Here is a 13869-nt window from a genome sequence, read left to right as displayed (position 1 = left end):
CAGTCGAGGAGGTGGCGTGGATACAGGGTTGCAGGAGCGGGTCGCCGGCCTGCTGCAGGAAGCCGGGGTCCGCCTCGGCGGTACCCAGCCACAGGACATCCAGGTGCATGACCCGCGCTTCTTCGCGCGGGTCATGGGCCACGGTTCGCTGGGTCTCGGCGAGAGCTACATGGAGGGTTGGTGGGATGCCAACGTCCTCGATGAATTCCTTGTCCACCTGATGCAGGCGCACCTGGACGAACGGGTGCACGGCTGGCGCGAAGTGGCCGATGCGCTGAAGGCGCGCCTGTTCAACCTGCAGGTGGGGCAGGGCAGCTACGAAGTCGGTCGCCGCCACTATGACCTCGGCAATGATCTCTACCAAGCAATGCTCGGCCAGCGGCTGGTGTACAGCTGCGGCTACTGGCGCAATGCCGGTGATCTGGATGCAGCGCAGGAAGCCAAACTGGACCTGGTCTGCCGCAAGCTGGGCCTGCGCCCGGGCCAGCGCGTGCTGGACATCGGTTGTGGTTGGGGCGAAGCACTGAAGTTTGCCGCCGAACGCTACGGTGTCAGCGGTGTCGGCGTGACGATTTCGCAGGAGCAGGCCGGGTTCGCGCGTGAACTGTGCGCGGGCCTGCCGATCGAGATCCGCCTGCAGGACTATCGCGAACTGGATGAGCCGTTCGATGCGATCTTCTCGATCGGCATGTTCGAGCATGTCGGCGACAAGAACTACGCGAGTTTCTTCGAGGTGGCCCGGCGCTGCCTGTCGCCGCGCGGGTTGCTGCTGCTGCACACCATCGGCACCAACATCTCGCGGCATCGCACCGATCCCTGGATCGCGCGCTACATCTTCCCCAATTCGATGCTGCCGTCGGCGGTGCAGATCAGCAAGGCATTCGAAGGACGTTTCGTGCTGGAGGATTGGCACAACTTCGGCACCGACTACGACCTGACCCTGCAAGCCTGGCGGCGCAACGTGGAAGCGGCGTGGCCACGGCTGGACGCGGGTTACGACGAGCATTTCCGCCGCATGTGGCGTTTCTACCTGGCCGGGTCGATGGCGACCTTCCGCACCCGGCATGCGCAGTTGTGGCAGCTGGTGCTGTCGCCGGAAGGCGTGTCGGGTGGGTATGTGGCGCCGCGTTGATCTGGAGGATCATCCACGCATGGCGTGGATCTACTGGAGTGCGTCATGTGTGGATCGATGATGCCGGGGTTCGTGGCGCGAATGGATCGTGCCGACCAACGGTCGGCACCCACCAGTAGATCCACGCCATGCGTGGATGGCCCAACGAAAAAAAACCGCCCGGTCTCCCGGGCGGTTTTCGTTTCAGGCTATCGCGCGGGCGATCAGTTGCCGGCGCCGGTCAGGCCACGCTTTTCCAGCAGCGGTTCGATCTGCGGCTCATGGCCGGCGAAATCGCGGAACAGCTGCATGGCATCCACGCTGCCGCCCTTGGACAGCAGGGTGGCACGGAAGTGGTCGCCGTTCTTGCGGCTCAGGCCACCGTTGTCCTTGAACCACTTCTGGGTGTTGGCGTCGAGCACTTCCGACCAGATGTAGGCGTAGTAGCCGGCCGAGTAGCCACCCATGATGTGGCTGAAGTACGGGGTCTTGTAGCGCGGCGGAACCGGCGCGTAGTAGATGCCGTCCTTCTCCAGCGCAGCGCGCTCGAAGGCCATCACGTCCTTGGCAGCCGGCACCTGGTCGGCGCCGATCTGGTGCCAGCGCTGATCAAGCATGGCCGCACCCAGGTACTCGGTCGTAGCGAAGCCCTGGTTGAACTTGGCCGCCGCCAGCACCTTGTCCAGCAGCGCCTGCGGCATCGCCGAGCCGTTCTGGTAGTGCTTGGCGTAGTTCTTCAGGATGACCGGATTGTCCGACCACATCTCGTTGACCTGCGAGGGGAATTCGACGAAGTCACGCGGCACCGAGGTGCCCGAGAAGTACGGGTACTTCACGTTGGAGAACATGCCGTGCAGGGCGTGACCGAACTCGTGGAAGGTGGTGTTCACCTCATCCCAGGTCAGCAGGGTCGGCTGGCCGGCCGGCGGCTTCGGGATGTTCAGGTGGTTGGCGACCACCGGCTTGAAGCCGGTCAGCTTGGACTGCGAGACGTAGGAGTTCATCCACGCACCACCGCGCTTGGAGGCGCGTGCATACGGGTCGAAGATGAAGATCGCCAGCTGGCTGCCGTCGGCGTCGAACACGTCGTAGACGGTGACGTCATCGTGGTAGACCGGCAGGTCGGTGCGCTGCTTGAAGGTCAGGCCGAATTCCTGGCCCGCGGCGTAGAACACGCCGTTTTCCAGCACGTTCTTCATCTCGAAGTACGGCTTCAGCTGCGACTCGTCGAAGTTGTACTTGGCCTGGCGCACCTTCTCGCTGTAGAAGGCCCAGTCCCACGGTTCCAGCTGGAAGGTCGGCTTGCGCGCGGCCTTCTGTTCCTTGTCGATCATTGCCTGCAGGTCGGCGGCTTCGCGCTTGGCGTTGGCCACGGCGGCCGGGGCCAGCTTGCCCAGCATCGCGTTGACCGCTTCCGGGGTCTTGGCGGTCTGGTTGGTCAGATTGTAGGCGGCAAAGTTCGGGAAGCCCATCAGCTTGGCCTTGTCGGCACGCAGCTGCATGATGCGCGAGACCAGCGCGGTGTTGTCGAACTCACCGCCGCGGCTGCCACGGCTGACCGACGCTTCGTAGATCTTCTGGCGCAGGGCGCGGTTGGCCAGGTTGGTCAGCGGCGGCTGGCCGGTGGTGTTGAGCAGGGTAATCACATACTTGCCGTCCTGGCCGCGGGCCTTGGCGGCTTCGGCGGCGGCGGCGATCTGCTCCTTGGACAGGCCGTCCAGTTCCTTGACGTCGTCGACGGTGATCGCCGAAGCGTTCACTTCCGACTGCACGTTCTGGCTGAACCTGGTACCCAGGTTGGCCAGCTCGGCGTTCATCTCCTTCAGCTTGGCCTTGTCGGCCTCGGACAGCTTGGCGCCTGCGCGCACGTAGTTGTCGTAGTACTTCTCGACCAGGCGCACGCCTTCCGCGTCCAGGCCCAGCTGGCTGCGGGTGTCATACAGTGCCTGGATGCGCGCGAACAGCTTGCCGTTCAGCGCGATCGCATCGCTGTGCGCGGCGAACTTCGCCGAGTAGTCGGCCTGCAGCTTCTTGCGGGTGTCGTTGGTGTCGGCACCGACCAGGCTGAAGAACACGGTGGTTGCGCGGTCGAGGATGTCACCGCTCTTTTCGAGGGCGATGATGGTGTTGTCGAAGGTCGGCTTGGCCTTGTTGTTGGCGATCGCTTCCACTTCCTTCAGCTGCTGCGCCATGCCGGCGTCGAAGGCCGGGGCGAAGTCGCTGTCCTTGATCTTGTCGAACTGCGGGAAGTGCAGCGGCAGCGGGCTTTCGGCGAAGAACGGATTGGCCTGCTGGGCATTGGTGCTGGCAGCCGGGGTGGCGGCGCCGGCCGAGAAGGCGGGCAGGGCAAGGCCGAGGGACATGGCCACGGCAAGGGCAAGGCGAGTGGTCAAGGTAGGAACTCCGGTAAGGCAAACAAGGGCCCGAGGGTAACCCGGCTGGCCGCGCCCGCACTTGTGTCAAAAGGCATGCTGGCAATGCCGACGGCGGTAGAGCCACCCCATGGGTGGCTGCCGGGTACGTGGCTACCCCGGTACCATGCCGGTGTCATCTCCCCGGGCCACCTCCATGACCACCGCCTACGATTTCAGCTTCAACGACCTGGACGGCCAGCCGCAGGCCTTGGAGCAGTACCGCGGCAAGGCGCTGGTGCTGGTCAACGTGGCCAGCAAGTGCGGCTTCACCCCGCAGTACACCGGGCTGGAGCAGCTGTGGCAGGAGTATCGCGAGCGTGGCCTGGTGGTGATCGGCTTCCCGTGCAACCAGTTCGGTGCGCAGGAGCCCGGTGACGCCACGCAGATCCGCCAGTTCTGTTCGCTGGATTATCCGGTCAGCTTCCCGCTGTCGGAGAAGATCGAGGTCAACGGCGAGGGGGCTGATCCGTTGTGGGCCTGGCTGTCACGCGAGAAGCGCGGCCTGCTTGGAAGCGCCCGCATCAAGTGGAATTTCAGCAAGTTCCTGGTCGATCGCCAGGGGCGGGTGGTGTCGCGGCATGCGCCCACCACCAAGCCAGAGCAGCTGCGCGACGAGATCGAAGCGCTGCTGTGAGGTCGTGCCAAAAAGGGGACGGAGGGGATTAAGTCGTTTGTGCCACAAACGACTTAATCCCCTCCGTCCCCTTTTTGGATCATTTCTCGACGAACGCGCGCTCGAACACGTAGTGGCCCGGCTGGCCGATGCGCGGTGAGACCTGGAAGCCGCGCGCATCAAGCACGCTGCGCAGGTCGGCCAGCATCTGCGGGCTGCCGCAGATCATCGCGCGGTCGTTTTCCGGGCTCAGCTCCGGCAGGCCGAGGGTGCGCTGCATCTCGCCGCTCTCCATCAGCTGGGTCAGGCGGCCCTGGTTGGCGAACGGCTCACGGGTGACCGCCGGGTAGTACAGCAGCTTGTCGCCGATCATCTCGCCCAGGAACTCATGCTCGCGCAGTTCCTTCTCGAAGTAATCGCGGTAGGCCAGGTCCTTTTCGTAGCGCACGCCGTGGCACAGGATCACCTTCTCGAAGCGCTCGTAGGTTTCCGGGTCCTTGATCACCGACAGCCACGGTGCCATGCCGGTGCCGGTGCCCAGCAGGTACAGGTTCTTGCCCGGGTGCAGGTCGCTGATCAGCAGGGTGCCGGTGGGCTTCTTGCCGACCAGCACCTTGTCGCCCGGCTTGATGTGCTGCAGGCGCGAGGTCAGCGGGCCGTCCTGCACCTTGATGCTGAAGAACTCCAGGTGCTCTTCCCAGTTGGCGCTGGCAATGGAATAGGCGCGCAGCAGCGGCCGCGCCTCGGTTTCCAGGCCAATCATCACGAACTGGCCGTTCTCGAAGCGGAAGCCGCTGTCGCGGGTGAGGGTGAAGCTGAAGTAGGCATCGGTCCAGTGGCGGACCTCAAGCACCGTTTCGGCGCCGAAAGCGGAGGACATGGGCGTATCTATCGAAAGTCGTCGGGGGTGATTCTATCTCAAATGAGACAGGTTCTCATTAGGCGGAACGAGAGGCGTTCTCAGCGGTAACCCGCTGCCTGCAGCTCGAACAGCTCGGCGTACCGCCCTCCCTGGGCCATCAGCTGTTCGTGGGTGCCGCTGGCCTCGATCCGGCCATCGGCCAGCACCAGGATGCGATCGGCCATGCGTACCGAAGAGAAACGGTGGGAAATCAACACTGCCGTACGATTATCCGCCAGCTCCCTGAACCGCTGGAACACCTCGAACTCACTGCGCGCATCCAGCGCTGCTGTTGGCTCATCCAGGATCATTACCTGCGCATTGCGCATCCATGCGCGGGCGATGGCGATCTTCTGCCATTGGCCGCCGGACAGGTCCACGCCCTGCTTGAAGCGGCGGCCGATCAGCTGGTCGTAGCCGCCGGGCAGGGCATCGATCACTTCCTCGGCCATGCCACGCCGCGCGGCGTCGGTGATGCGTGCCTGGTCGTCCATCGCCTCGACCTGGCCGACGCCGATGTTCTCGCCGGCGCTGAGGTTGTAGCGCACGAAGTCCTGGAAGATCACCCCGAGGTTGGCGCGCAGGTCGTCCAGGTCGTAGTCGCGCAGGTCGCGGCCATCGAGCAGGATGCGGCCCTCGTCCGGTTCGTACAGCCGCGCCAGCAGTTTCACCAGGGTGGTCTTGCCCGCTCCGTTCTCGCCGACCAGGGCCAGCACTTCGCCGGCCTGCAGCTGGAAATCGAGGTGGCGCACCGCCCATTGCTCGGCATCCGGGTAACGGAAACCGACATTCTCGAACACGAAGCCCTGCTGGATCGGCTGCGGCACGCGAACGGCCCCTTCGCGCGAGTGGATTTCCGGCTCGATCTGGAAGAACGAGAACAGGTCATCCAGGTACAGCGCCTGGCTGGCCACCTGCGAAAAGCCGATCAGCAGGCCTTCCAGCAGCTGGCGCAGGCGCAGGAAGCTGCCAGCAAGGAAGGTCAGGTCGCCGATCGAGAAATCGCCGCGCACCGTGCGCCAGGCGATGTAGGCGTAGGCGGTGTAGTAGCCCAGCGTGCCCAGCGCGGCCAGCAGCGTGCCCCAGAACGCGCGGCGCCGGGCCAGTGCACGGTTGGCCTGGAACAGCGCCACCGACAGCCGCCGGTAACGCTCCACCAGGAAACGGTGCAGGTTGTAGATCTTCACTTCCTTGGCTGTTTCCACGCTGGCGCCGAGCTGGCGCAGGTAGTCGAGCTGGCGGCGCTCGGGCGTCCACTGGAAGTTGAGGCTGTAGCCGGCCGCGTTGAAGTGCGATTCGCCGATGAAGGCCGGCACCAGTGCCAGCGCCAGCAGCAGGATCAGCCACGGCGCGTAGACCAGCAGGCCGACGGCAAGGCTGGCCACGGTGATCGCGTCCTGCACCTGGCCGAACAGCTGGCTCATCAGGTTCATCCGGCCCATGGTCTGGCGCCGCGCACGGTCCAGCTTGTCCTGCAGGTCCGGGTCTTCGAAGTCCTCCAGATCCAGCGTCGCCGCGTGCTCCATCAGCCGGATGCTGGTGACGTTGGCGAACAGCTCCGAGAGCAGGGCATCGGCGTAGCTGACCAGGCGGCCCAGCAGGTCCGAGGCGATGGCCAGGCCGAACTCCAGCGCCAGCAGGCCCAGCAGCGGATTGAGCACGCCGCTGGACAGTGCCTCGCCCAGCGGCGGGAAGCCCGCATCGTGCTGGCTCAGGTGCAGCGCGCTGTCGATGATCAGCTTGCCGACGTAGAGCATCGCCACCGGCAGCAGCGCACGGATCAGGCGCAGCCCCAGGCTGGCCAGGGTAAGCGCGGGGCTGGTCTGCCAGACCATGCGCAGGAACGGTGGCAGGTTACGCATCGCCCTGAAGCGCTGGCGCAGGCTGGGTTTCTTCGCGGCGGCAGCGCCAGCGGTGGGGGGAGCAGGCATGCGCGTATTGTGCGCGCCTGATACGTGCAGATGGGGTCAGTGCAGCCGTGTGGCCGACATCGGGGTCAGATCCCTTTGCAAAGCGAAGGGATCCGGCCCTCCTGCATCCACGCATGGCGTGGATCTACCGTGTCGACCAAGGTCGACACCTACCAACAGCAGTAGAAGTCTGTCGAGGGCGGGGTGGGTCCGGTTGCGGGAGTGTCAGCCGCATGGATGCGGCTGCCAAGCCCCCAAGGACGGGTTTACGGCGTCTCCCGTAACCGGATCCACCTCGTCATCCCTCAGGAAACCAGCTTCTGACGTTGCTGTTGTTTCGGCTGTTGCCTCTGCGGGTGCCGGGCGGCAGCCCGGCCGGACCCTCCTTTTACGGCAGCGGCGGCAGCAGGCCCGCGCCCAGCCGGTTCCAGGCATTGATCACCGCAATGCCCATGCTCAGGTCACTGATGCCCTTTTCATCGAAATGCGGTGCCAGTGCGTCGAACGCCGCCTGCGACGGCGCACCGTCGGTCAAGCGGGTCAGCGCCTCGGCCCAGCCCAGTGCAGCACGTTCGCGTGCATCGAAGAAGCGGCTTTCGTGCCACGCGGGCAGGGTGTCCAGCTTGCGCGGCTCGATCCCGCCCTTGCGCAGCGCGGTGCCGTGCATGTCCATGCAGTAGCCGCAGCCATTGAGCTGTGACACACGCAGGAACAGCAGTTCCATCAGGGTCGGATCGATCGAGCTGTCATGCACCGCCTTGCTGGTGGCCAGCAGGCCCTTGAACGCATCGGCGGCCAGGCGGGTGTAGGGAACGCGGGGAGAGGCATGGTCGGACATCTTCAGCTCCACGGCGGCCACGGTGGCCGCCTTTCACTACAAGGACGCCGCGCCGTTCCCGTTCGTGACACCTGAAGGTCAAAAGCGACACACTGAAGAGCCAAATGCGACTCCACAAGTGCGCTCCAAAATCAAGCATTCCTGCATGGGTGTCGAGCCGCGATGTTTCGCGCTCAGCTGATAACCGGGAACTCGGCTGATGACATCAGAATCAACGCTTTCAACTGGCCAGTATCAGCTTTGATGTGTACGGGCAGCGTGTCCCATTCACCATATTTTTCAGCAGGGACAAGATTGCCCTTGACTATAACGAGCCTGACATCCGGGCGGATGGCTGATAGCTGCCTTCTTGGCGGTGCCCAGGTTGATTCTTCATCCTCAAAGGGAAAAGAGGCGATTCTCGGCCACTCGCCTCTTTCAATGGCGGTGCGCAAGGTGAGTACATCCAGGAAGCTCTCCAGCGTAGGTAGTTCGGACGCATGAAGCATTCTTCCCTTTGAAATAAATGGAAGGATGGCCACGTCCGGATCCCTGTAAGTGCGCACGTAGCCAAAAACAAGCTCGTCCTGATCGATGGGTACGGCAAATACATCGCCGACATTTACCTTGATCCTCTTTCTTGAATTTCTGGGGTTCATTGCCATCAGCATCTTCTCCGTTGTGCTGACAGCTTGCCCAAGTCCAGAAAGGTATGTCTAATCCGAGAATGTGCCGTTAGCACTCCGGAGCTTTTCCGGATTCAGCACGCTGTACACATTGGCAATTCGGCCGTCGACCACCTCGATGGTGGTGACCGAGTGCAGGCGGTCGCCGATGAAACGCAGAATCGCCGGCTCGCCGTTGACGTAGCCCAACTGCGCCGGATGTGCCGCGCCGCGGCGGGCAATCGCCCAGAACAGGCGGCCGATGCGCACGGCGCCCAGCAGCGGGCGTACCGCCGCGGTGACCACGCCGCCGCCGTCGGATACCAGCCGCGCATTGGTGTGCAGCAGGGCCTGGATGGCCACGCTGTCGCCCCGCTGGGTGGCGTCCATGAAGCGCGCCAGCAGTTGCCGGTGCTGGCCGGCATCGGCGTTGAAGCGCGGCCGCCCGGCCTGCAGGCGCTGCTTCGCGCGGTGCACCAGCTGCCGGCAGTTGGCTTCGCTGTGGCCGATCAGGGCGGCGATTTCGCGGTAGTCGTGGTCAAAGGCCTCCTTCAGCAGGAAGGCGGCGCGCTCTTCGGGGCCCAGCTGCTCAAGCAGGGTGAGGAAGGCCACGGACACCTCATCGGCGCGGGCGTGGGCCAGCGCGGGGTCGCTGAGCGGCTCTGCCTCCAGGCTGATGGCCAGCGGTTCAGCCAGCCAGGGCCCTACGTAGTCCAGGCGCTCGCGCTTGGCCGCGCGCAGCCGGTCCAGGCCGAGCCGGGTGGTGGTGGTGACCAGCCAGGCCTCCGGATCGCGCACGCTGGCCGGATCGGCGCCGGACCAGCGCAGCCAGGCGTCCTGGACCACGTCTTCGGCGTCGGCGCGGCTGCCGAGCAGGCGGTAGGCCAGCGCCATCAGGCGCGGGCGGTGGATCTGGAAGGCGGTTTCTGAGTTCATGTCGACCAGGACGCCGAAGAGGGGGCAAGCGTGACAGGGAGGATGGGGGCAGAGCCCCGTGCAGGGGATCCGACCCCATGATTGTGATCCTGCGGCCGGGGGAGGGGGTAAAATGGGCGGATTACCCCCGCCAGCCTCGAGCAAGCGAGCAAGCCGTGACATCGATCAAGCAGGAAGACCTCATCCAGTCCATCGCCGACGCGCTGCAGTACATCTCGTACTACCACCCGGTCGACTACATCAAGAACCTCGCCGCCGCCTACGAGCGCGAGGAGTCGCCGGCCGCGAAGGAAGCGATGGCCCAGATCCTGATCAATTCGCGGATGTGCGCCGAAGGCCACCGTCCGATCTGCCAGGACACCGGCATCGTCACCGTGTTCCTGGAAATCGGCATGGACGTGCGTTGGGACGACGCCACCATGGGCGTGGAAGACATGGCCAATGAAGGCGTGCGCCGCGCCTACATGCACCCGGACAACAAGCTGCGCGCCTCGGTGCTGGCCGATCCGGCCGGCAAGCGCATCAACACCAAGGACAACACCCCGGGCGTGGTCAACGTGAAGGTGGTGCCGGGCAACACCGTCGACGTCATCGTCGCTGCCAAGGGCGGTGGTTCCGAAGCCAAGACCAAGTTCGCCATGCTCAACCCGTCCGACTCCATCGTCGACTGGGTGCTGAAGACCGTGCCGACCATGGGCGCCGGCTGGTGCCCGCCGGGCATGCTTGGCATCGGCATCGGTGGCACCGCCGAGAAGGCGATGCTGCTGGCCAAGGAAGCGCTGATGGAGCCGATCGACATCACCGAGCTGCAGGCCCGCGGTGCGTCCAACCGCATCGAAGAGCTGCGCCTGGAGCTGTACGAGAAGGTCAACGCGCTGGGCATCGGTGCGCAGGGCCTGGGCGGCCTGACCACCGTGCTCGACATCAAGATCAACGATTATCCGACCCACGCGGCGAACCTGCCGGTGGCGATGATCCCGAACTGCGCGGCCACCCGCCATGCGCACTTCACCCTGGATGGCAGCGGCCCGGTGATGCTGGACCCGCCGTCGCTGGAAGACTGGCCGAAGCTGACCTATGACGCGTCCAAGGGCACCCGCGTGGACCTGGACACGATCACCCCCGAAGACGTAGCCAACTGGAAGCCGGGCCAGACCCTGCTGCTCAACGGCAAGCTGCTGACCGGCCGCGACGCTGCGCACAAGCGCATGGTCGACATGCTCAACAAGGGCGAGGAACTGCCGGTCGACCTCAAGGGTCGTTTCATCTACTACGTGGGCCCGGTCGATCCGGTGCGCGACGAAGTGGTGGGCCCGGCCGGCCCGACCACCGCCACCCGCATGGACAAGTTCACCGAACAGGTGCTGGCACAGACCGGCCTGCTGGGCATGGTCGGCAAGGCCGAGCGCGGCCCGGCCGCCATCGAGGCGATCAAGAAGCACAAGTCGGCCTACCTGATGGCCGTGGGCGGTTCGGCCTACCTGGTGTCCAAGGCGATCAAGGCGGCCAAGGTCGTCGGCTTCGCCGACCTGGGCATGGAAGCGATCTACGAGTTCACCGTGCAGGACATGCCGGTGACGGTGGCGGTGGATTCCGCCGGCGAATCGGTGCACAAGACCGGCCCGCGTGAATGGCAGGCCCGCATCGGCAAGATTCCGGTGGTGGTGGAGTAAGCCTTCCACCCCGGACCAGGCAACGGCGCCGTGTGGCGCCGTTGTTGTGTGGGCAGAAGGATTAACGCTCCTGTAGCTGTTGCTCTGCTACGGTCGGCGCACTTCCGCACAGGACGTGTCCATGGCCCTGCATCGATTCATCGTGGTAGGCGTGCTGCTGGCCCTGGCCGGCTGCAGCACCCCAGCGTCGTACGAAGGCGCGGACTTCCCCGCATCGGCGCAATGCCGCGTGCAGTGCCAGGCCGGCTATCGCAGCTGCATGGCGCAGAATGATTCCCTCGGCAGCCGCCAGAGCAATTGCGAGCAGCAGGTGGTGCCGGCGCCGGACAAGCGCTGCAAGGACGTGGACAACCCGGACCTGCGCCGTGCCTGCGAACTGAAGACGCATGACTGCACGATGCGCGCGCCGATGATGTCCTGTGGCGAACGCCGGGATTCCTGCATGAGCAGCTGCGGCTGAGCAACGATCGCGCGCGTAAGCGCATAATCGGCTGATCCACCTGCACAGGATCTTCCGCATGGGCACCACGCTGTATGGTTCGACCAGTACCGCCGCCCTGGTCGTGCACTGGCTGCTGATCGAGCTGGGCATCGAACACGAACTGGTGCTGCTGGATTTCGACGCGCGCGAGCACAAGTCGGCGGAGTACCTGGCACTGAATCCGGCCGGTGTGGTGCCGACGTTGATGATCGATGGCCTGGTACTGACCGAAGCGGCGGCGATCGCCTTGTACCTGGCCGATCGCCATCCGGAATCCAACCTGCTGCCAGCACTGGGCACGCCGCAGCGCGCCGATGCCTACCGCTGGATGTTCTGGTGCGCCAGTACGCTGCAGCCGGCCTACCGTGCCTGGTTCTATCCGAACGAGGTGGCAGGCGAGGCGAACGTCGAGGCCAGCCGCGAGATGGCACGCCAGCGCCTTGAAGCGGCCTGGCAGCATGTCGCCACGCACCTGCAGTCACATGGTCCGTACCTGCTGGGTGCCACGCCCCGCGTGGTCGATTACATGCTGGTGATGCTGATGCGCTGGTCGCGCAACATGCCCAGGCCCAGCGACACCTGGCCGGTACTGAAGGCGCATGCCACGTCGATGAAGGCGCGCCCGGCGTTCGCCGAGGTGTACCGCCGCGAAGGCATCACCGACTGGCTGTAATCTGTTCTGTAGCCGAGCCACGCTCGGCTGCTGTTCGCGTGCAGTCCATGAATGCAGCCGAGCATGGCTCGGCTCTACCAAAGCAGTGCGGGTTACAGGATCTCCAGCACCGTTTCCGGTGGACGGCACAGCCGGGTGCCCTTGAGCGTGCGCACCACGGGGCGGTTGATCAGCCGCGGGTGTGCGGCCATCGCGGCCAGCAAGGTGGCATCGTCGGCCTCTTCCAGTTCCAGTTCGGCGAACTGCGCTTCCTTGCTGCGCACCAGATCACGTGCGCTCAATCCGGATTCGGCCAGCACCTGGCGCAGCGTGACCACGTCCGGTGGAGTGCCCAGGTACTCGATCACCAGTGGATCGAAGCCTGCATCACGTATCAGCTTCAATGCGCCGCGCGAGTTGCTGCAGGCCGGGTTGTGCCAGATCGTCACGTGCATCAGAACCACTCCAGCAGGGACACGCCCACGCCCACGTAGGTGGCCTTGTGGTTGTAGTCGATCAGGCTTTCGCCGTAGCCGTCGAACACCTGTACATGGCCGCGCAGCAGATTGCTGATCGGGAAGCCGTAATCCAGCTGCAGGGCACCGTGCGAGCGGCTGCCGGTGCGCAGCGAATGGCGCGCCATCAGCGAGACTTCGTGGCCGTTGCGGTTCCAGATCAGGGTCGCATCACCGCGGCCCATGTAATCCTCGATGTCCGGGTTGTTGTCGTCGCTTCGGGTCTCGGGAATGCGGTACCAGGGGCGCAGCACCAGTGCCCAGTTCTCGCGGTCCAGGCCGATGTTGAGCATCACCCGGTTCCAGCTGCGCGACAGCGGGTCGGCGCGGCCATTGGACTGGTGGTTCAGCGCAATGCCGGTCATGCGCCCGCGCCAGCCACCGATCGAGTAGCCGTTGCGGAACACCATCATCACTTCCGGCTCGTAGTTGGTTTCGCGGAACGGGCGCGAATCCTCGCCGTTGTAGGCCTGCCAGCGCGAGCTCTGGGTATAGCCGGCCCAGATGTCGCCGTTGTCGCCGAACAGGTTCTCGGCGATCTTGGTCTTGAAGCTGATCTGGAACTTCAGTTCGGCGCTGTCCAGCACCTGCGGCGTGGTGACCGTGTTGGCCGGGTTCGGCGAGTGCGGCGTGGTGTTGCGGTCGCTGGTCCAGAACGCCGGCAACAGGTACACCGGCTTGTAGGCGCGCAGCTGGAACGGGCCGAGCTTGGAGTCCTCGGCCAGCTCCCAGCGGCTGTCCAGCAGCGAGCCACGGCCGGCATTGGCCAGTGCGCTGTCAGGGGCTGCTGGACGGAACAGATCACTGACCCGCTCGCGCAGTTTCTCTTCGCCCTGGCTTACGCGTGCGGTCTGGCGTTCTTCGCGACGGGCCTGCGCGGCCGCCTCGGCCGCAGCGTCGGCCTCGGCGGTGGCTTGTGGGGTACGCCCGAACTGGCGGTCATAACAGGCCAGGCGGGCAGCATCGGTGGTAATCGCCGCGCACGCGGCCGGCGAGGCTTCGGCACTGGGCGCGAACTCCTGCGCGGCCAGTGGCGCACTGGCCAATGCCAGCGCCAGCGGCGCGAGGCGGGGAAGCAGCGGAGGCAGGGTCATTGCAGCAGGCCCTTCGGTGAATACGGGAATCGCACAGTGTGGCGGCTGCACCGGATCACGGCCAGCCCCCACGGTTTATGCACGGCC

Annotated in this window: 13 protein-coding genes; 5 read left to right on the top strand and 8 right to left on the bottom strand. The window is 65.1% G+C overall.

Annotation, left to right across the window (positions count from 1 at the left end; all coding sequences use genetic code 11):
• Positions 1 to 16 precede the first annotated feature (16 nt).
• On the top strand, positions 17 to 1132 hold the full coding sequence (gene cfa / locus EZ304_RS04175; protein ID WP_142806365.1) for a cyclopropane fatty acyl phospholipid synthase: 1116 nt from the start codon (positions 17 to 19) through the stop codon (positions 1130 to 1132).
• Positions 1133 to 1335: 203 nt separating this feature from the next.
• Here cfa and EZ304_RS04170 read toward each other — a convergent pair whose 3' ends face one another.
• Positions 1336 to 3504 carry a M3 family metallopeptidase gene (locus EZ304_RS04170; RefSeq protein WP_099551816.1) on the bottom strand — a complete coding sequence of 723 codons (2169 nt, stop codon included), beginning with the start codon at positions 3502 to 3504 and terminating at the stop codon, positions 1336 to 1338.
• 175 nt (positions 3505 to 3679) lie between these two features.
• Between EZ304_RS04170 and EZ304_RS04165 the strand changes: the two genes are divergently transcribed.
• Positions 3680 to 4159 carry a glutathione peroxidase gene (locus tag EZ304_RS04165; protein WP_142806364.1) on the top strand — a complete coding sequence of 160 codons (480 nt, stop codon included), beginning with the start codon at positions 3680 to 3682 and terminating at the stop codon, positions 4157 to 4159.
• A gap of 79 nt (positions 4160 to 4238) precedes the next feature.
• Here the strand turns inward: EZ304_RS04165 and EZ304_RS04160 are convergent, their stop codons facing one another.
• From EZ304_RS04160 to EZ304_RS04140, 5 genes are all read right to left on the bottom strand, one after another.
• Positions 4239 to 5018, bottom strand: coding sequence for a ferredoxin--NADP reductase (locus tag EZ304_RS04160; protein ID WP_046984352.1), 780 nt, complete (start codon positions 5016 to 5018; stop codon positions 4239 to 4241).
• An 80-nt stretch (positions 5019 to 5098) separates the two neighbouring features.
• A complete protein-coding gene (locus EZ304_RS04155) occupies positions 5099 to 6970 on the bottom strand; it encodes an ABC transporter ATP-binding protein (RefSeq protein WP_142806363.1) in 1872 nt (623 codons plus the stop codon).
• Positions 6971 to 7337: 367 nt separating this feature from the next.
• Positions 7338 to 7787 (bottom strand): carboxymuconolactone decarboxylase family protein, encoded by a 450-nt coding sequence (locus tag EZ304_RS04150; protein ID WP_108765615.1) that lies wholly within the window; start codon positions 7785 to 7787, stop codon positions 7338 to 7340.
• Between the two features lie 173 nt (positions 7788 to 7960).
• Positions 7961 to 8431: an Imm26 family immunity protein gene (locus EZ304_RS04145; RefSeq protein WP_185959214.1), complete on the bottom strand. Its 471-nt coding sequence runs from the start codon at positions 8429 to 8431 to the stop codon at positions 7961 to 7963.
• A 51-nt stretch (positions 8432 to 8482) separates the two neighbouring features.
• Positions 8483 to 9367, bottom strand: coding sequence for an RNA polymerase sigma-70 factor (locus tag EZ304_RS04140; protein WP_142806361.1), 885 nt, complete (start codon positions 9365 to 9367; stop codon positions 8483 to 8485).
• Between the two features lie 155 nt (positions 9368 to 9522).
• On the opposite strand from EZ304_RS04140, the gene EZ304_RS04135 reads away from it, so the two are divergent.
• From EZ304_RS04135 to EZ304_RS04125, 3 genes are all read left to right on the top strand, one after another.
• On the top strand, positions 9523 to 11040 hold the full coding sequence (locus EZ304_RS04135) for a fumarate hydratase (protein WP_142806360.1): 1518 nt from the start codon (positions 9523 to 9525) through the stop codon (positions 11038 to 11040).
• 121 nt (positions 11041 to 11161) lie between these two features.
• Positions 11162 to 11500 (top strand): hypothetical protein, encoded by a 339-nt coding sequence (locus tag EZ304_RS04130; RefSeq protein ID WP_099551812.1) that lies wholly within the window; start codon positions 11162 to 11164, stop codon positions 11498 to 11500.
• Positions 11501 to 11558: 58 nt separating this feature from the next.
• Positions 11559 to 12194 carry a glutathione S-transferase family protein gene (locus tag EZ304_RS04125; RefSeq protein WP_142806359.1) on the top strand — a complete coding sequence of 212 codons (636 nt, stop codon included), beginning with the start codon at positions 11559 to 11561 and terminating at the stop codon, positions 12192 to 12194.
• 92 nt (positions 12195 to 12286) lie between these two features.
• On the opposite strand, the gene arsC is transcribed toward EZ304_RS04125, so the two are convergent.
• Together arsC and EZ304_RS04115 are read right to left on the bottom strand one after the other, a co-directional pair.
• Positions 12287 to 12628, bottom strand: coding sequence for an arsenate reductase (glutaredoxin) (arsC, locus tag EZ304_RS04120; RefSeq protein WP_142806358.1), 342 nt, complete (start codon positions 12626 to 12628; stop codon positions 12287 to 12289).
• Positions 12628 to 13782 (bottom strand): phospholipase A, encoded by a 1155-nt coding sequence (locus tag EZ304_RS04115; RefSeq protein ID WP_142806357.1) that lies wholly within the window; start codon positions 13780 to 13782, stop codon positions 12628 to 12630. Before EZ304_RS04115 ends, arsC begins: the two co-directional genes overlap by 1 nt.
• Positions 13783 to 13869: the final 87 nt, after the last annotated feature.

The organism is Stenotrophomonas maltophilia (genome assembly GCF_006974125.1).
GTDB classification, from domain to species: Bacteria; Pseudomonadota; Gammaproteobacteria; order Xanthomonadales; family Xanthomonadaceae; genus Stenotrophomonas; species Stenotrophomonas maltophilia_O.
This window is presented reverse-complemented; position numbering and strand designations above follow the sequence as displayed.